Raw genomic sequence first — 18285 nt, 5'->3', positions numbered from 1 at the left:
GCGTCGAACGAGGCAGGGAACACCACAGGGGAGGAGCCCCACCATGGACCGTAGGACGGTGCGCTGCAGCCGTGCCCGCTTCACCGGGCTGCACACGACCCGCAACCCGAGCTGGACCGCGCGCCTGCGCTGCGGCGTGACCGACGGCTGCCGGCCCCCGGATCCACGGGCGGGCGAGCCCGACCGGGACGGACCGTGGCGGTGACGGTCAGTCGGCGGGCAGTGCCGCGGCGGCCTCCGCATCGAGGAACCACACGGTCTGCTCGCGGCCCCGCGCCCCGGCCGCCGGGACGTCCACCGGGGCGGCGCCGCCCACCGCGGCCGCGACGGCCTCGGCCTTGGCCGCACCGGTGACGAGCAGCCACACCTGCCGGGCGCGACGGATCGCGGGAAGGGTGAGCGTGACCCGCGCGGCGGGCGGCTTGGGGGAGTCCTCGACGCCGACGACGAAGCGGTCCTGCTCGCGCACCGCGTCGGTGTGCGGGAACAGGGAGTTGATGTGGCCCTCGCCGCCCATGCCCAGCAGGTGCACGTCGAACTCGGGGGTCGTGCCGTCGGGGGAGTTCGCGGCGAGCACCTCCTCGTACGTGTGCGCCGCCGAGTCGGGGGAACCGGCCCCGGCCTCGTCGAGGGTGGGCATCGCGTGCACCCGCGCCGGATCGAGCGGCACGTGGTCGAGCAGCGCCGCGCGCGCCTGGACCTCGTTGCGCTCCGGGTCGCCCGGCGGCAGATATCGCTCGTCGCCGAAGTACACGTCGACCGCGGACCAGTCGATCCCACCGGGGGCACGCAGGACCGCATCGAGCACGGCGATGCCGGTGCCGCCCCCGGTGAGCACCACCGACGCGCGGCCGCGGGCGTGCTGCGCGGCGACCACGGCCTCGACGAAGGCTGCGGCGGCCGCTCGCGCGACGTCGTCGCCCGTCTCGCAGCGCCGCACGCGGACGTTCTGGGAAGTGTCGTGCACGTCAGACATACTCCACCTTGGACAGTGCGGTCAGGGCCGAGTGGTACACCTCGTCGGGGTCGAGCCGTCGCAGTTCCTCGGCGAGGCATTCCGAGGAGTCGCGGCGTGCGAGCGTGATCAGCGAATCGGGTTTACCGGTGCGCCGCAACGTCGCGACACGCCCGTCCTGGGGCCGCTCGAGCGAGATCGTCTGGGTGCGGGTGCGCAGTTCGACCCGCAGATCGCCCACCGCGCGCTGGACCGGGCCGTCGATCCGGCTCGCGAGCCAGCCCGCGAGCAGATCCACCGCGGGTTCGCTGCCGAGCCCCGACACCAGCGCCGACTCGATCGGCTCGAACGGCGGCTGGTCGAGCGCGGAGACGAGCAACGCCCGCCAGTAGGTGATTCGGCCCCACGCGAGGTCGGTGTCGCCGGGGGTGTAGCCGGGCAGCCGGGAGACGATCTCGGCCATGGGGCGCGAAGAGTTCGTCGCGTCCGTCAGGCGACGCACGGCGAGCCGGCCCACCGGATCCGCCGCGGGCACCTCCGGGGGCGTGTTCGGCCACCACACCACCACCGGGGTGTCCGGCAGCAGGAACGGCACGATCACCGATTCCTGGTGGTCGGCGAGCGGGCCGTGCAACGCGAGGATCAGCACCTCCGAGGCGCCGGCGTCGCCGCCGATGCGGATCTCCGCATCCATGCGCGGTTCGCCGCCCGCGCGGCCGCGGCCGACGACGATCACACGGCACGGATGCTCCCGCGACGCCCCGATGGCCGCGGTGATCGCGGCCTCGAGTCCGCGCGGACCGTCGGTGCACACCACCAGCGTGAGCACGCGCCCCTGCGTGACGATGCCCCCGGTCTGCCGCAGCTGGACCAGCTGCTTGCTGATGTCGATCGCGGTCGCGTTGCGCAACTGCATTCTCACGGGCGTCTCCATTCGCGGCCCGAGCGACGGAGCATCTCGTCGGCCGCCGACGGTCCCCAGGTGCCGGCCTCGTACGGTTCGGGCTTACCGTGTGCCGCCCAGTGCTCGAGCACGGGGTCGAGGATCTTCCACGACAGCTCGACCTCGTCGTCGACGGGGAAGAGGGACGGCACGCCGAGCAGCACATCGAGGATGAGCCGCTCGTACGCCTCGGGGGAGGACTCGGTGAACGCCTGGCCGTAGCTGAAGTCCATGTTGACGTCGCGGACCTCCATGCCCGACCCGGGTACCTTGGAGCCGAAGCGGAGGGTGACCCCCTCGTCCGGCTGCACCCGGATCACGAGTGCGTTCTGGCCGAGCTCGGTGGTCATCGTCTGATCGAACGGCAGGTGCGGGGCCCGCTTGAACACGATCGCGATCTCGGTGACGCGCCGGCCCAGGCGCTTGCCGGTGCGCAGGTAGAACGGCACTCCGGCCCAGCGGCGGGTGTCGATCTCGCACGTGATCGCCGCGTACGTCTCGGTGGTCGAGTCGGCCGCGAAGCCCTGCTCCTCGTGCAGGCCGACGACCTGACCGCCGTTCTGCCAGCCCGCGATGTACTGGCCGCGGGCGGTGGTCTCGTCGAGGGGCTCGGCGAGCCTGGTCGCGGAGAGCACCTTGATCTTCTCCGCCCGCAACTCGGCCGGGTCGAAGCTGATCGGTTCCTCCATGGCGATGAACGCGAGCAGCTGCAACAGGTGGTTCTGGATCACGTCCCGGGCGGCGCCGATGCCGTCGTAATAGCCGGCGCGGCCGCCGAGGCCGATGTCCTCGGCCATCGTGATCTGGACATGGTCGACGTAGTGCGCGTTCCACAGCGGGTCGAACAGTTGGTTCGCGAACCGCAACGCCAGGATGTTCTGCACCGTCTCCTTGCCGAGGTAGTGGTCGATGCGGAACACCGCCTCCTCGGGGAACACCTCGGCGACCAGCCGGTTCAGCTCCCGGGCGCTCGTCAGGTCGTGGCCGAACGGCTTCTCGATGATCACGCGGCTCCACGTGCCCTCCCGCGCGATCGCGAGCCCGGACTGCTTCAGCTGCGCCGACACCACCGGGAACGCATTCGGCGGGATGGAGAGGTAGAAGGCGTGGTTGCCGCCCGTGCCGCGGGCCTTGTCCAGTTCGGCGAGCGTCGACGCGAGTTCGGCGAACGCGGCGTCGTCGTCGAAGCTGCCCTGCACGAAGCGAATGCCCTCGGCCAGGCGGTTCCACACCTCCTCGCGGAATTTGGTGCGCGAGTTGGCCTTCACCGCGTCGTGGACGACCCGGCCGAAGTCCTCGTCGACCCAGTCCCGCCGGGCGAAGCCGACGAGCGCGAACCCGGGCGGCAGCAGGCCGCGGTTGGCCAAGTCGTACACCGCCGGCATCAGCTTGCGGCGGGCCAGGTCACCGGTGACCCCGAAGATCACCAGGGCGCACGGCCCGGCGATCCGGGGCAGCCGCCGATCGCGCTCGTCCCGGAGTGGGTTGACCCACGCCGCCGTCTCGGGTTCGCGCACCGCGTCAGCTCTTCGCGCCGTGCGCGATCAGCTGCTCGGAGGTGGCGGCGAGCAGCTCGTTCCAGGACACCTCGAACTTCTCGACGCCCTCGTCCTCGAGCTTGCGGAACACCTCGGGCAGGTTCACCCCGATCGTCGACAGCGCGGAGAACACGTTCGCGGCGGCCTTCTCGGTGCCGGTGACCGTGTCACCGGTGACTTCCCCATGGTCGGCGACGGCCTCGAGGGTCTTCTCCGGCATGGTGTTGACCGTGTGCGGGGCGACCAGCTCGGTGACGTACAGGGTGTCCGAGTACTCCGGGTTCTTCACCCCGGTCGACGCCCACAGAGCGCGCTGCGGCCGCGCCCCGGCGGCGGCGAGCTGCTCGAACCGGGCACCCGACTCGAACGCCCGGCGGTACGCCGCGTACGCCAGGCGGGCGTTGGCGACGCCGGCCTTACCGCGCAGCGCGAGGGCCTCGGGGGTGCCGATGGCCTCGAGCCGCGCGTCGATCTCGGTGTCGACGCGGGAGACGAAGAACGAGGCCACCGAGTGGATCGTCGACAGGTCGTGGCCGGCCGACTTGGCGGCGGTCAGGCCGTCGAGGTAGGCCTCGATGACCCGCTCGTAGCGCTCGACCGAGAAGATCAGCGTCACGTTCACGCTGATGCCCTCGCCGATCACGCGGGCGATGGCGGGCAGGCCGGCCACCGTCGCGGGGATCTTGATGAGCAGGTTGGGGCGGTCCACGATGCGCCACAGCTCGATCGCCTGCTGCACGGTCGCGTCGGTGGAATGCGCCAGCCGCGGGTCGACCTCGATGGAGACGCGGCCGTCGACGCCGCCGGTGGCCTCGAACACCGGGGCCAGGACGTCGCACGCGGCGCGCACGTCGTCGGTGGTGACGGTGCGGATGGTGGTGTCCACGTCGGCGCCGGCCAGGGCGAGCTCACGGACCTGGGCGTCGTAGACGTGACCCTTGCTGAGCGCGGCCTGGAAGATCGACGGGTTGGTGGTCACGCCCACCACGCTGCGGGTGGCGATCAGCTCGGCAAGGTTGCCGGACTCGATGCGGTCCCGGGAGAGGTCGTCGAGCCACACGGACACACCGGCGGCCGAGAGCTGGGCGAGGTTCTCGTTCTGGGTTACCTGCTGGGTCATCGGGATCATCCCTTCACTCGGGTCAGCGAGCGGCGGGCGGCGTCGACGACGGCCTCGGCGGTGATGCCGAACTCGCGGAACAGGGTCTTGTGGTCGGCGGAGGCGCCGAAGTGCTCGAGCGAAACGGCCTCACCGGCGTCGCCGAGCAGGCGGTACCACGGCATCGCCAGGCCGGCCTCGACGGAGACGCGGGCACGCACCGCCGGCGGCAGCACCGCGTCGCGGTACGCCTGGTCCTGCTCGAGGAACCAGTCGAGGACCGGCACCGACACCACGCGGGTGGGGACGCCGTCGGCCTCGAGGACCTCGCGGGCCGCGACGGCGAGCTGCAACTCCGAGCCGGTGCCGAGCAGCACCACCTCCGGGGTGCCGCTCGACGCCTCGGCCAGCACGTACGCGCCGCGGGCCAGGCCCTCGGCGGCCCTCTCGCGGGTGCCCTCCAGCACCGGCACGTCCTGGCGGGTCAGGGCCAGGGCGGTCGGGCCGGTCTTGTTCTCCAGCGCGGCGGCCCACGCGAACGAGGTCTCGTTCGCGTCGCCGGGGCGGATCACGGCCAGGTTGGGGATGGCGCGCAGCGCCGTGAGGTGCTCGACCGGCTGGTGCGTCGGGCCGTCCTCGCCGAGGCCGATCGAGTCGTGGGTCCACACGTAGATCGCCGGGGTCTGCATGAGCGCGGCGAGCCGCACCGCGGGACGCATGTAGTCGCTGAACACCAGGAAGGTGCCGCCGTAGGGGCGGGTCGGGCCGTGCAGGGCGATGCCGTTGAGGATCGAACCCATCGCGTGCTCGCGCACGCCGAAGTGCAGCGTCCGCCCGTACGGCTGGGCGTTCCAGTCCTTCGTGGAGATCGACACCGGGCCGAACGAATCCGAGCCGGGGATCGTGGTGTTGTTCGAGCCCGCCAGGTCCGCCGAACCGCCCCACAGCTCGGGCAGCACCGGACCGAGCGCGGCGAGGGCGCTGCCGGACGCCTTGCGGGTGGCCGGGCCCTTGGCGGCCGGCTCGTAGGTGGGCAGCACCTCGGTCCAGCCGGCCGGGAACTCCCCGGACTGCAACCGGTCGAACAGCTCCTTGCGCTGCGGCTCCCGGCCCGCCCACGCGTCGAACTCGGCCTGCCATGCGGTGCGGGCCGCCGCGCCGCGCTCGACGACGGCGCGGGTGTGCTCGATCACGGCCGGGTCGACGTCGAAGTGCTTGGCGGGGTCGAAGCCGAGGGCGGTCTTGACGGCGGCGACCTCGTCGGCGCCGAGGGCGGCGCCGTGCACGTCGCCGGTGTTCATCTTGGTCGGCGCCGGGTAGCCGATGATGGTGCGCAGCACGACGAGCGACGGCTTGTCGGTGACGGCCTTGGCGGCCTCGACGGCGTCGAGGATCGCGGTGACGTTCTCGCCGCCCTCGACGGTCTGCACGTGCCAGCCGTACGCCTCGTAGCGCTTGGCGACGTCCTCACCGAGCGCGATCGCCGTGTCGTGCTCGATGGAGATCTTGTTGTCGTCGTAGAAGACGATCAGGTTGCCGAGCTGCTGCACGCCCGCGAGGGACGAGGCCTCCGACGTCACGCCCTCCTCGATGTCGCCGTCGGAGGCGAGGACGTAGACGTGGTGGTCGAACGGGCTCGCGCCGGTCGCCGCGTCCGGGTCGAACAGGCCGCGTTCGCGGCGCGCCGCCATCGCCATGCCCACGGCGGAGGCCAGGCCCTGCCCGAGCGGGCCGGTGGTCATCTCCACCCCCGCGGTGTGCCCGAACTCGGGGTGGCCGGGGGTCTTCGAACCCCACGTGCGCAGCGCCTCGAGGTCGGCGAGCTCGAGCCCGTAGCCCGACAGGTACAGCTGGATGTAGAGGGTCAGGCTCGAGTGCCCGCACGAGAGCACGAACCGGTCCCGTCCCACCCAGTGCGGGTCTGTCGGGTCGTGCCGCATCACCCTCTGGAACAGCGTGTAGGCCACCGGGGCCAGGCTCATCGCCGTGCCGGGGTGTCCGTTACCCACCTTCTGGACCGCGTCGGCGGCGAGCACGCGGGCGGTGTCGACGGCCTTGGTGTCGAGGTCGGTCCAGTCGGCGGGGTGCACTGCCTGGGTGAGAGAGCGGATCTCGTCTGTGATCGACACGAGCAGAAGTCTCCTGACATGGGTATACGGGGAGCGTGCGGGCGCGAAAGCCTCGAGCGCCCCTCCAGAGTAATGTGCTGCGCTTTGCGGGTCGATTCGGTCCGGGCCTGCGCGACGTCTACCATCGTTCGTAGTAGGGCGACGGCGAGCGAAGGTGCGTAATCGCGTGGTGCAAGGAGACAGGGTGCGGACAGGGCAACGGCCGGGAGGACACGGCTTCGGCGCCCCCGAGACACCCCGGGCGCCTCGCCCCGACACGGTGTGGGGACGCGTTTCGGGCACGGTGCTCGCCTATATCGCGCTGACCAAGCCGCGCGTGATCGAGCTGCTGCTGGTGGCGACCATCCCGGCGATGCTCTTCGCCGACCGCGGCGAGGTCGACCTGGTGCTCATCCTGAGCACCCTGTTCGGCGGGTGGATGGGCGCGGCCAGCGCGAATGCGCTGAACTGTGTCGTCGACGCCGACATCGACAAGGTGATGAAACGGACGGCGCTGCGGCCGCTGGCCCGGCAGGCCGTCCCGACCCGGCACGCGTTCGTGTTCGGCATGGTGCTCGGCGTCGTGTCGTTCCTGTGGCTGTGGTGGCGGGCGAACCTGCTCGCCGGCCTGCTCGTCGTTGCCACGATCGCCTTCTACGTGCTGGTCTACACGATGGTCCTCAAGCGCAGGACCTGGCAGAACGTGGTGTGGGGCGGGGCCGCCGGGTGCATGCCGGTGATGGTCGGCTGGGCCGCGGTCACCGGCTCGCTGAGCTGGGAACCGATCGTGCTGTTCCTGGTGATCTTCTTCTGGACGCCGCCGCACACGTGGGCCCTGGCGATGCGCTACAAGGAGGACTACAAGGCCGCCGGCGTGCCCATGCTGCCCGTGATCGCGAGCGAGCAGCACGTCACCAAGCAGATCCTGCTCTACACGTGGGCGACCGTCCTGGCGACGCTGGTGCTCGTGCCGGCCGCCGGTCTGGTGTACGCGGTGGTGACCGTCGCCGCGGGCGCGTGGTTCCTGCTCGTCGCGCACCAGCTGTACCGCAGCGTCCGGGGCGGAGCGGCGGTCAAGCCGCTCAAGCTGTTCCTGCAGTCCAACAACTACCTCGCCCTGGTGTGCCTGGGCCTGGCCGTGGACTCGGTGCTCGACCTGCGCACCGTCGCCTCGTTCTTCTGATCCGCGTCAGCGTCCGCGCCGGGGCCGAGCGAATGTATCGTCCGCTGCCGCTGAGCGACGGAACGATACATTCGCTCGGGGCGGGTCTCAGGGGACCAGCACAATCGAGCCGGTCGTGCGGCGGGCCTCGAGGTCCCGGTGTGCCTGCTCCGCTTGCGCCAGCGGATACCGGGCGCCGACACGGACGGTCAGGGTGCCGTCGGCGACGGCGGCGAACACGTCGCCCGCCCGCCACATCAGCTCCTCGCGCGTTCGCACGTGGTGCGCGAGGGTGGGGCGGGTGACGTACAGCGAGCCGGCCGGGTTGAGTCGCTGCAGGTCGAACGGCGGCACCGGGCCGCTGGCGGCGCCGAACAGCGCCAGCGTGCCGCGGATGCGCAGCGATGCGAGCGACGACTCGAACGTGGCGGCGCCGACCCCGTCGTAGACGGCCGCGACGCCCTCCCCGCCGGTGAGGTCACGGACCCGCTCGGCGAGGTCGTCGGTGTAGCGCAGCACCTCGGCCGCGCCCGCCTCCCGCGACAGGGTCTCCTTCTCGTCGGTGGAGACGGTCGTGATCACCCGCACGTCCTTCGCGGTGGCGAGCTGGGTGAGCAGCAGGCCCACGCCGCCGGCGCCCGCGTGCACCAGCACCGTCTCGCCGGGCTGCGCCGGATACGTCGAATTCAGCAGGTAGTGCGCGGTCATGCCCTGGAGCAGCGCCGACGCGGCCTGCTCGGCGGGAACGGGGTCGGGCACCGGTACGGCCACCGCCGCCGGCACGAGCACCTGTTCCGCGTAGGAACCGTCGGCCGACGCCCAGCTCACCCGGTCGCCGACCCCCACGTCGGCCACGCCCTCACCCACCGCGACGACGCGGCCGGTGCCCTCGGTCCCGGGGACGTACGGCAGCTCCCGCGGGTACAGCCCGGTGCGGAAGTAGGTGTCGATGAAGTTGATGCCCACGGCGTCGGTCCGTACCAGCAGCTGACCTGGGCCGGGCTCGGGAGCCGGGAGGTCGACGAGGGTGAGCACCTCGGGGCCGCCGAACCGTGCCACTTCGATTGCGCGCATGCGTTCACAGTATTCTGCAGGCATGAGCGCCGATACTCAGGTCGTGGCCGCACCGGCCGACATCGTGAAGTCCTTCCGCAGCTTCGTCGCCGCGCACGGTGGCTCCGCCAAGGCGGTGCTGCAGCCGGTCGCGCGGGGCGCGGTGCGCATCACCCTCGTCGCCGAGGACGGGGTGCTCGGCGACCGGGTGGTGCGGGATCTCGCCACCGCGCACGCCGTGGTCGAGGCGTTGCCGGACGTCACCGTCTCGGAGTGGGACCGGGAGGTGACCAGCATCGCGACCCCGCAGCAGGGCCACTGGAAGAAGATGGCCGGCTGGGTGGCCAACCAGACCCGGTTCCCGCGGGCGCGCAACGAGCGCTGACCGATCCTCGAAATGGCTCCGGGGGCCGCCCGTCACGGGCGGCCCCCGGAGCCGTTTCGCCGTATCGCGTGCGCCGGCGTCAGACGGTGACCGGTTCGCGGACCGGTTCGGTGGTGCGGACCCGCCCGGCTGCCCACACCGCCGCCGTGGCGGCCGTGCACAGCCCGGCACCGGCGACGTGCACGGCGACGAGTGCGGCGGGCACGTCGGTGAAGTACTGCACGACCCCGACCAGGGCCTGGGCGACGACGAGAGCGAGCAGCACGTGCAGGCGCTTCTTCACCGGATGGGGGGCGGCGACGGCGTACAGCGCGAAGGCCAGGCCGACGAGCAGGCCGAGGTATCCGACGAGCAGCTCGGCGTGCAGGTGCACCAGCGACTCGATGTCCATCTCGAGGCGCGGCACCGGCCTGTCGGCGCTCTTGTCGCCGGCGTGCGGGCCGGCGCCGGTGACCATCGTGCCCGCGACGAGCACCCCGGCGAGCAGCGCAGCGGACAGGGCGGTGAGGGTCCGCAGCGGGCGGGGGATCGTCTCTACGACCACCCCGTCGTCGGGCTCGCCGACCTTCGCGTACAGCAGCACCGCGAGCCACACCATCAGCATCGACGCCAGCAGGTGCACCGCCACGGTCCACCAGGCCAGGCCGGCGAGCACGGTGATGCCGCCGATGACGGCCTGCAGGACGGTGCCGGCGGGCATCAGCCAGGCATAGGTGAGGACCTCGCGGCGGCGCCGGGCGCGGGTCACGGCCAGCACGACCGCCGCGGCGGAGGCGACGACGACGAAGGTCAGCAGCCGGTTGCCGAACTCGACGACCTGGTGCAGGGTGGCGACCTCCTCGGACACGCCGACGGGCACGAAGCTGCCCGGGAAGCACTGCGGCCAGGTGGGGCACCCCAGGCCGGACGCGGTCACGCGGACGATCGACCCGGTCACGGCGATACCGCCCTGGGTCAGGATCGCGATCAGCGCGAGCAGCCGCTGGGTCCGCAGGGACGGCAGGGGCAGACGGTCGACAAGGCTCAGAAAGCCGCGATACAGCACATGACGATGGTACGGGCCGGTCCACTACAGGCTGTAGTGGGGTGGGGTGCCGGGTCAGACGAAGCGGAACAGCCGGCTCGCCAGGAAGCCGCCGACGGCCGCCCACGCGCCGAGGATCGCGACGGCCAGCCAGTCGATGCCGCCGCGCAGCGCGTCGTCGAGGGCGAGGGCGAGCGCCCCCGACGGAACCAGGCGGGCCACGTGCACCACCGCCTCGTGCAGGCCGTCGCCGGCGAGGACGACGCTGCCGATGCCGAGCAGCACGAACCAGATGATGTTGGCCAGGGCCAGCACGATCTCGGCGCGCAGCGTGCCGCCGAGCAGCAGGCCCAGCGTCGCGAACGTCACGGTGCCCAGCGCGATGACGACGGCCCCGAGGAGCAGCCCGACCGGCTCGGGGCGCCAGCCGAGGGCGAGGCCGATGCCGCCCAGCAGAATCGATTGCAGCGCCACGACGAGCGCGACCGCGCCGCTCTTGCCTGCGATGATGCCCCACTTCGGCAGCGCGGTGGCGCCGAGTCTTTTCAATGCACCGTATCTGCGGTCGAATCCGACCGCGATGGCCTGCCCGGTGAACGCCGTGGACATCACCGCGACCGTCATCACGGCCGGCAGGACCCGGTCGACCCGGGTGGCGCCGAGGTCGCCGATCGGGAGCAGGGTGAGCCCGATCAGCAGGGTGATCGGGATGAACATCGTCAGCAGCAGCTGCTCGCCGTTGCGCAGCAGCAGCAGCAGTTCCATGCGGGTCTGCGCGGCGAGCATCGCCGCCGGGGCGTTCGGCCGGGGCCGCGGGCTGAAGGTGCCGGGGGCGAACCGGTTGGCCGCCAGCCGCTCGTGCGACATGCTCATCCTCGGATCTCCCGTCCGGTCAGGTCCAGGAACACGTCCTCGAGGCTGCGCTGGTCCACCCGGATCTCGCTGGCCAGGACGCCCTGGTCCGCGCACCACGACGCGGCCACCGCGACGACCTGCGGATCGATGGGGCCCTCCACCAGGTACCGGCCGGGACCGGCCTCGCGCACCCGGAACGTGTCCGGCAGGGCGGCGCGCAGGGGAGCGAGGTCCAGACCCGCGGCGGCGGTGAGCCACAACTGGCCCTCCGCGCCGGTGCGGGCGACCTCGGCGGGGGTACCGGCGGCCACGATCCGGCCGTGATCGATGATGACGACCTCGTCGGCGAGCTCCTCGGCCTCGGCCATCAGGTGCGTGGTGAGCAGCACCGCGACTCCGTCGCGTCGCAGGGCGTCGATCAGTTCCCAGACCAGCAACCGCGCCTGCGCGTCCAGACCTGCGGTCGGCTCGTCGAGGAAGACGAGTTCCGGCCGGCCGACGAGCGCGCACGCCAGCGCGAGCCGCTGCTGCTGCCCGCCGGACAGCCGCCGGTACGGGGTGCGGCGGGCCTCCTCGAGCCCGAGGCTGCGCAGCAGCCAGGCCGGATCCAGCGGATCCGCGGAATAGGCAGCCACCAGGTCGAGCATCTCCCCGGCCTTGGACCCCGGGTAGGCGCCGCCGCCCTGCAGCATGACCCCGATCCGCGGGCGCAGGGCCTCGGAGTCGGCGATCGGGTCGAGCCCGAGGACGCGCACGGTGCCGGAATCGGGTGCGACGAAGCCCTCGCACATCTCCACGGTGGTGGTCTTGCCGGCACCGTTGGGGCCGAGCAGCGCGAGTACCTGGGCGCGTTCGACGGTCAGGTCGAGACCGTCGACCGCGGTGAGGTCGCCGAATCGCTTGACGACGCCCTCCAGGCGTACGGCGGGTGGCGCAGCGACGGGGGATCTCGAGGTCACGAGGTTCCAGCGTAGGCGCCGGGCGAATCGGCGGGACGCGGTGGTGCGTCCTCCTCGTCGCGCCAGGGCAGCCGGTTGCGGGTGGCGAAGATGGCCAGGCCCACGACGACGACCGTCGCGATGGCCGCCTGGACGATGATGAACGGCTGGTACTCGCCGCCGTTGGGCATGAGGATCACGCTCACCAGCGACGAGAACGCCACCGTGGGGAGCCGGAAGATCGGCCGGGTGGCCCACGCGGCCAGGGGGATCACCGCCCACAGCAGGTACCACGGCTGCACCACCGGGAACAGCAGCACGATCGCGCCGAGGGACACGCCGAGCGCGCCGACGGGATGCAGCCGGCCGGTGAGCACCGCCAACATCATCCGCACCGTCACCAGCGCCGCGATCAGCGCGGCGACGGGTCGGGTGAGCGACAGGATCGCGGTGGTGTGGTCGCCGAGCCCGAGCAGCACCCCGGCCAGGCCGGTGCCCAGGCCGAGCAGCGTCGGGATGGACATCCAGCTGCGCACCTCGGTTGCGGTGCCGAGCGTCTGGGTCCAGCCGAAGCCGAGGCCGCTGCCCCAGCTGACCGCGCCCACGACGACGGCGGCGACCACGGCGAGCAGTGCGGCGGCGGCGGCCACGGCGCGCAGGGTGCCGCCCCAGCGGTGCGCGAGCGCCATCCCGACGAAGCCGAGGGCGAGCAGCGACGGGACCTTCACCATCGACGACAACGCGATCACGGCGGAACCGGCCAGCAGCCAGGCGAGTGCCCGGCCGCGCAGCGGCCCCGCCGGATCGGGGGTGTGGATGCCGCGCAGCGCGAGCTCGAGGCCGGCGAGCATGAGGCCGAGCATCAGGGCCTCGTTGTGGATGCCGGCGACGAGGTGGAACAGCAGCAGCGGGTTGGCCGCGCCGAGCCACAGGGCGCTGACGGAGGCGACGCCGCAGCGGCGCGCGAGCCGCGGCAGCGCCCACACGATCAGCGCGACCCCGGCGAGCGCGGAGACGCGGTGCAGGAAGACCCCGGCGACGATGTTCTCGCCGGTCAGGTCGGTGATGCGCTGCCCCAGCCACAGGATCGCCGGTCCGTAGGGGGCGGGGGTGTCGCGCCAGATGTTGGGCACGGTACGGGTCAGGACGTGGTCGACGCCCAGGGCACCGGCCGGGCCGATCCCGTACGGGTCGAGTCCGCGGGCGGCGATCTCGCTCTGCGCGAGATACGAGTACACATCCTTGCTGAACATCGGGGGTGCCACGATCAACGGCAGGATCCACAGCAGCAGCGTGCGGTCGAGCTGGGAGCGGGTGAGCCGGCGGGGCACCCCGTCCGGGTCGCGGCGGCCGATCGCGAAGCGGCCGAGCAACAGCCACGCGAGGACCACCAGCACGGTGCCGGTCATGGTGAGGGTCAGCGCGGCGCTGGGCATGCGCGCGGGCAGCCCGAGCAGGCGCAGACCCTGGACGGGATTCTGCAGCACCGGCTGCGCGCCGGCGCCGAGCGCGCCGACCGCCATGAGCACGGTGCCCGTCGCGCCGAACAACCGGATCCGGTGCAACTGGGTGGTCTCGGTGGCGTCGAGGCCGCGGCCCTCGAGTTCGTCGCCGTGCAGGATCGCGGCCACGGCCGGGTCGCCGCCGCGGCCGTCGAGTCCGAGGGCACGGCGGCCGAGTTCCACGGCACGGGCTCCGAGGTCCGCGGCGCGGCGGCTCGGCGCCGGGCCGGTCGGGTCGGGTTCCACGGTGGGCGACGGCACCCGAGCAGCGTAGCGGGGGCGGAAACCGGGCCCCGCCGCAGTTAGGTAGGGCACCCTTTGTGGACCGGCCCGGGGAATTCCGTCACACTGGTGTTGTGAAAACGACGTCCGCTGCCCGGGTGCACGAGGAACGCGCAGGTCACACGCCTGTCGCCGCGTTCCCGGTCACCCAGGCGCCGGGCGCGCACGAGGGCCAGACCCGGGCGGCGGTGGTGCAGCTGCTGCTTGAGGAGGGTCCGATCACGGCCACCGAGATCGGTGCCCGGCTCGGCCTGAGCGCGGCCGGGGTGCGCCGCCACCTCGACGCCCTCATCGACACCGGCGAGGCCCAGGCCGCTCCGCCGCCGCGGCGGGAGGGCCGGGGACGGGGACGGCCGGCGCGCCGATTCCAGCTCACCGCGGTGGGCCGGGCCCGGCTGGGACACTCCTACGACGACCTCGCCAGTGCTGCGATGCGGCACCTGCGGGAGGTCGGCGGCGAGGCCGCCGTCGAGGACTTCGCCCGGCGGCGCGTGCAGTCCATCCTCGGCGGGGTCCCGCCCGCGGAGTCCGGGAGCGCCACCGAGATCGAGGCCACCGCCGAGGACATCGCGGCGGCGTTCACCGACGCCGGGTTCGCGGCGTCGACCCGGCGGGTGGGCACCGGCGTGCAGATCTGCCAGCACCACTGCCCGGTCTCGCACGTGGCCGAGCAGTTCCCGGAGCTGTGCGAGGCCGAACGGGAGGCGTTCACCGAGATCCTGGGCACCCATGTGCAGCGGCTGGCGACCATCGCCAACGGCGACAGTTTCTGCACCACCCACGTCCCGGTGCTGCCGCCGGACATCGGCAAGACCTGAGCACGACCCGCTTCCCCCGACAGAGCAACACGTTGTCCGCCGGCGATCAGCCCTCGCCGGCACCGAACAAGACTCCGGAAGGAGCTCACATGACCGTCACATCGGATCAGGCGTCGGCCGGCGCGCCGCTGACACAGGAGGAGACCATCGCGTCCCTCGGTCACTACGGCTACGGCTGGTCGGATTCCGACGCCGCCGGCGCCACGGCCCAGCGAGGCCTGTCCGAGGCGGTCGTGCGCGACATCTCCGCGAAGAAGGACGAGCCCGAGTGGATGCTCGACATCCGCCTCAAGGCGCTGCGCACCTTCGAGAAGAAGCCGATGCCGGTGTGGGGCTCGAACCTGGAGGGCATCGACTTCGACAACATCAAGTACTTCGTGCGCTCCACCGAGAAGCAGGCCGCGAGCTGGGAAGAGCTGCCCGAGGACATCAAGAACACCTACGACCGGCTCGGCATCCCCGAGGCGGAGAAGCAGCGCCTCGTCGCCGGTGTCGCCGCGCAGTACGAGTCGGAGGTGGTCTACCACCAGATCCGTGAGGACCTCGAGTCCCAGGGTGTGATCTTCCTCGACACCGACACCGGCCTGCGCGAGCACCCGGAGATCTTCAAGGAGTACTTCGGGTCGGTCATCCCGGCCGGCGACAACAAGTTCTCCGCGCTGAACACCGCCGTGTGGTCGGGCGGCTCGTTCATCTACGTCCCGCCCGGCGTGCACGTCGACATCCCGCTGCAGGCCTACTTCCGGATCAACACCGAGAACATGGGCCAGTTCGAGCGGACCCTGATCATCGTCGACGAGGGCGCCTCCGTGCACTACGTCGAGGGCTGCACCGCCCCGATCTACAAGTCGGACTCGCTGCACTCGGCGGTGGTGGAGATCATCGTCAAGAAGGGCGGGCACTGCCGCTACACGACCATCCAGAACTGGTCGAACAACGTCTACAACCTCGTCACCAAGCGCACCAAGGTCGAGGCCGGCGGCTCGATGGAGTGGATCGACGGCAACATCGGTTCCAAGGTCACCATGAAGTACCCGGCCGTATGGATGATGGGTGAGCACGCCCGCGGCGAGGTGCTGTCCGTGGCGTTCGCCGGCGAGGGCCAGCACCAGGACACCGGCGCGAAGATGCTGCACCTGGCGCCGCACACCTCCTCGACCATCGTGTCGAAGTCGGTGGCCCGCGGCGGCGGTCGCGCCTCCTACCGCGGCCTGGTCCAGGTCAACAAGGGCGCCCACGGGTCGAAGTCGACCGTCAAGTGCGATGCACTGCTCGTCGACCAGATCTCCCGCTCGGACACCTACCCGTACGTCGACATCCGTGAGGACGACGTGACGATGGGCCACGAGGCGACCGTCTCCAAGGTCTCCGACGACCAGCTGTTCTACCTGATGAGCCGCGGACTGACCGAGGACGAGGCGATGGCGATGGTGGTGCGCGGCTTCGTCGAGCCCATCGCCAAGGAACTGCCGATGGAGTACGCGCTCGAGCTCAACCGCCTGATCGAACTGCAGATGGAAGGGGCAGTCGGCTAAATGACTGCGGAAGCGAAGAACACCCCCACCGCCACCGGGGTGCAGGGAGCCGTGCGCTCGGAGAACGCCGCCGGGCCCGCGATCAAGACCGCCCGCGGGCCGGCCGTCAACAAGGGGGAGGTCTTCACGTCGTTCGACGTGAACGCCTTCGAGATCCCCTCCGGTCGCGACGAGGCCTGGCGGTTCACCCCGCTGCGCCGGCTGCGGGGCCTGCACGACGGCACCGCGGTCGCCGACGGCGCCCCCACCGTCGAGGTCACCCCCGTCGAGGGGGTGCAGGTCGAGACCGTCGGCCGCGACGATGCCCGCCTCGGCCAAGGCGGCGTGCCGGCCGACCGTGTCGCCGCCCAGGCCTACTCGGGCTTCACCACCGCCACCGTCGTCACCGTCGGCCGCGAGGTCGAGGTCACCGAGCCGGTCACGATCACCGTCACCGGCCCCGGGGAGGGGAAGGTCGCGTTCGGACACCTGCAGGTGCGGCTCGAGCCGTTCGCGTCGGTCACCGTCGTCCTCGACCAGCGCGGTTCCGGCACCTACGCGGAGAACGTCGAGTTCGTCCTCGGCGACAGCTCGCGCCTGAACATCGTCGCCATCCAGGACTGGGCCGACGATGCGGTACACGTGACGGCCCACCACGCCCGCCTCGGCCGCGACGCCGTGCTGCGGCACTTCACCGTCGGCCTCGGCGGTGACCTCGTGCGCGTGTCGCCGACCGTCAGGTACGACGCGCCCGGTGGCGACGCCGAAATGCTCGGTCTGTACTTCGCCGACGCCGGCCAGCACCTCGAGCAGCGCCTGCTCGTGGACCACGCGCAGCCGCACTGCAAGTCCAACGTGGTGTACAAGGGTGCCCTGCAGGGCGATCCGGGCTCCGGCAAGCCGGACGCGCACACCGTGTGGATCGGGGACGTGCTCATCCGCGCCGAGGCCGAGGGCACCGACACCTTCGAGCTGAACCGCAACCTGGTGCTCACCGACGGTGCCCGCGCCGACTCGGTGCCCAACCTCGAGATCGAGACCGGCGAGATCGTCGGCGCCGGTCACGCCAGCGCCACCGGCCGGTTCGACGACGAGCAGCTGTTCTACCTGCGTGCCCGCGGCATCTCCGAGGAGCAGGCGCGCCGCCTGGTGGTCCGCGGATTCTTCCACGAACTCGTCGAGAAGATCACCGTGCCCGCCGTCCGGGAGCGGCTCGAGGCCGCCATCGAGGCCGAGCTCGCCGCCGTCGGCGCCTGACCCCCACCCGTTCTCCCCATCTTCGCGAAGGAACCGTTACCGACATGTCCCCCGAGCAGAACGTCCTCGAGATCAAGGACCTGCACGTCCGCGTCGCCCAGACCGACGACAACGCCGAGCCGATCAACATCCTCAAGGGCGTGAACCTCACCGTCCGGTCCGGGGAGACGCACGCCATCATGGGCCCCAACGGGTCGGGCAAGTCCACCCTGTCGTACGCCATCGCCGGCCACCCCAAGTACGAGGTGACCTCCGGGTCGATCACCCTCAACGGCGAGGACGTGCTCGCGATGAGCGTGGACGAGCGGGCCCGCGCCGGCCTGTTCCTGGCCATGCAGTACCCCGTCGAGGTTCCGGGCGTGTCCATGTCGAACTTCCTGCGCACCGCCGCGACCGCGGTCCGCGGCGAGGCGCCGAAGCTGCGGCACTGGGTCAAGGAGGTCAAGTCGGCGATGACCGAACTCGACATCGACCCGGCGTTCGGTGACCGCTCCGTCAACGAGGGCTTCTCCGGTGGCGAGAAGAAGCGCCACGAGATCCTGCAGCTGGGCCTGCTCGCGCCGAAGATCGCCATCCTCGACGAGACCGACTCCGGCCTCGACGTCGACGCGCTGCGCGTGGTGTCCGAGGGCGTCAACCGCTACCAGGAACGCGAGCACGGCGGCGTGCTGCTGATCACCCACTACACCCGCATCCTGCGCTACATCAAGCCGCAGTTCGTGCACGTGTTCGTCGGCGGCCGCGTCGTCGAGTCCGGCGGCGCGGAGCTGGCCGAGGAACTCGAGACCAACGGTTACGTGCGCTTCACCCAGGCCGCCGCCGCGGCCGCGGGTGCCGACAAGTAAGGAGCAG

The 18285-nt window shown here is 71.6% G+C and carries 17 protein-coding genes; 7 read left to right on the top strand and 10 right to left on the bottom strand.

Features of this window, described 5'->3' with window-relative positions:
* Positions 1 to 43: 43 nt before the first annotated feature.
* Positions 44 to 205, top strand: coding sequence for a hypothetical protein (locus tag JYA75_RS18615; protein WP_006936590.1), 162 nt, complete (start codon positions 44 to 46; stop codon positions 203 to 205).
* 3 nt (positions 206 to 208) lie between these two features.
* On the opposite strand, the gene pgl is transcribed toward JYA75_RS18615, so the two are convergent.
* Genes pgl through tkt form a run of 5 tightly spaced genes read right to left on the bottom strand, consistent with a single transcriptional unit; the run spans position 209 to position 6664 of the window.
* Positions 209 to 976 carry a 6-phosphogluconolactonase gene (gene pgl, locus JYA75_RS18610; protein ID WP_006936592.1) on the bottom strand — a complete coding sequence of 256 codons (768 nt, stop codon included), beginning with the start codon at positions 974 to 976 and terminating at the stop codon, positions 209 to 211.
* Positions 969 to 1871, bottom strand: a complete 903-nt coding sequence (opcA, locus tag JYA75_RS18605) for a glucose-6-phosphate dehydrogenase assembly protein OpcA (RefSeq protein WP_006936594.1) — start codon at positions 1869 to 1871, stop codon at positions 969 to 971. The genes pgl and opcA overlap by 8 nt, the downstream gene beginning before the upstream one ends.
* Before the next feature lie 2 nt (positions 1872 to 1873).
* A complete protein-coding gene (gene zwf / locus JYA75_RS18600; protein WP_006936597.1) occupies positions 1874 to 3415 on the bottom strand; it encodes a glucose-6-phosphate dehydrogenase in 1542 nt (513 codons plus the stop codon).
* Between the two features lie 4 nt (positions 3416 to 3419).
* Complete coding sequence (gene tal, locus JYA75_RS18595; RefSeq protein WP_029543636.1) at positions 3420 to 4556, bottom strand: transaldolase; 1137 nt, start codon at positions 4554 to 4556, stop codon at positions 3420 to 3422.
* A gap of 5 nt (positions 4557 to 4561) precedes the next feature.
* Positions 4562 to 6664, bottom strand: a complete 2103-nt coding sequence (gene tkt / locus JYA75_RS18590; protein ID WP_029543638.1) for a transketolase — start codon at positions 6662 to 6664, stop codon at positions 4562 to 4564.
* A gap of 184 nt (positions 6665 to 6848) precedes the next feature.
* Here tkt and JYA75_RS18585 point away from each other — a divergent pair, with 184 nt between their 5' ends.
* Positions 6849 to 7826 (top strand): heme o synthase, encoded by a 978-nt coding sequence (locus JYA75_RS18585; protein ID WP_050035221.1) that lies wholly within the window; start codon positions 6849 to 6851, stop codon positions 7824 to 7826.
* An 87-nt stretch (positions 7827 to 7913) separates the two neighbouring features.
* On the opposite strand, the gene JYA75_RS18580 is transcribed toward JYA75_RS18585, so the two are convergent.
* Entirely contained in the window at positions 7914 to 8879 is a 966-nt protein-coding gene (locus JYA75_RS18580) for a quinone oxidoreductase (protein ID WP_168579638.1), read from the bottom strand.
* 22 nt (positions 8880 to 8901) lie between these two features.
* On the opposite strand from JYA75_RS18580, the gene JYA75_RS18575 reads away from it, so the two are divergent.
* Positions 8902 to 9243, top strand: coding sequence for a hypothetical protein (locus JYA75_RS18575; protein ID WP_029543642.1), 342 nt, complete (start codon positions 8902 to 8904; stop codon positions 9241 to 9243).
* A 79-nt stretch (positions 9244 to 9322) separates the two neighbouring features.
* On the opposite strand, the gene JYA75_RS18570 is transcribed toward JYA75_RS18575, so the two are convergent.
* Genes JYA75_RS18570 through mptB form a run of 4 tightly spaced genes read right to left on the bottom strand, consistent with a single transcriptional unit; the run spans position 9323 to position 13745 of the window.
* Positions 9323 to 10288, bottom strand: a complete 966-nt coding sequence (locus JYA75_RS18570) for a heme A synthase (RefSeq protein WP_006939252.1) — start codon at positions 10286 to 10288, stop codon at positions 9323 to 9325.
* A gap of 54 nt (positions 10289 to 10342) precedes the next feature.
* A complete protein-coding gene (locus JYA75_RS18565) occupies positions 10343 to 11140 on the bottom strand; it encodes an ABC transporter permease (protein WP_203329239.1) in 798 nt (265 codons plus the stop codon).
* A complete protein-coding gene (locus tag JYA75_RS18560) occupies positions 11137 to 12081 on the bottom strand; it encodes an ABC transporter ATP-binding protein (RefSeq protein ID WP_203329238.1) in 945 nt (314 codons plus the stop codon). Before JYA75_RS18560 ends, JYA75_RS18565 begins: the two co-directional genes overlap by 4 nt.
* Positions 12078 to 13745 carry a polyprenol phosphomannose-dependent alpha 1,6 mannosyltransferase MptB gene (mptB, locus tag JYA75_RS18555; protein WP_230304555.1) on the bottom strand — a complete coding sequence of 556 codons (1668 nt, stop codon included), beginning with the start codon at positions 13743 to 13745 and terminating at the stop codon, positions 12078 to 12080. Before mptB ends, JYA75_RS18560 begins: the two co-directional genes overlap by 4 nt.
* Positions 13746 to 13882: 137 nt before the next feature.
* Between mptB and JYA75_RS18550 the strand changes: the two genes are divergently transcribed.
* The 4 genes from JYA75_RS18550 (at position 13883) to sufC (ending at position 18278) form a co-directional block, all read left to right on the top strand.
* Positions 13883 to 14662, top strand: a complete 780-nt coding sequence (locus JYA75_RS18550) for a metalloregulator ArsR/SmtB family transcription factor (protein ID WP_203329237.1) — start codon at positions 13883 to 13885, stop codon at positions 14660 to 14662.
* An 89-nt stretch (positions 14663 to 14751) separates the two neighbouring features.
* Positions 14752 to 16197 (top strand): Fe-S cluster assembly protein SufB, encoded by a 1446-nt coding sequence (gene sufB, locus JYA75_RS18545; RefSeq protein WP_006939262.1) that lies wholly within the window; start codon positions 14752 to 14754, stop codon positions 16195 to 16197.
* Complete coding sequence (sufD, locus tag JYA75_RS18540; protein WP_043798812.1) at positions 16198 to 17433, top strand: Fe-S cluster assembly protein SufD; 1236 nt, start codon at positions 16198 to 16200, stop codon at positions 17431 to 17433. It begins immediately after the preceding gene.
* 44 nt (positions 17434 to 17477) lie between these two features.
* On the top strand, positions 17478 to 18278 hold the full coding sequence (gene sufC / locus JYA75_RS18535; protein ID WP_006939265.1) for a Fe-S cluster assembly ATPase SufC: 801 nt from the start codon (positions 17478 to 17480) through the stop codon (positions 18276 to 18278).
* Positions 18279 to 18285: the final 7 nt, after the last annotated feature.

Source organism: Rhodococcus sp. PSBB066 (genome assembly GCF_017068255.1).
GTDB lineage: Bacteria > Actinomycetota > Actinomycetes > Mycobacteriales > Mycobacteriaceae > Rhodococcus > Rhodococcus aetherivorans.
The sequence above is the reverse complement of the archived record's forward strand: the minus strand, read 5'-3'. Positions and strand labels throughout refer to the sequence as shown.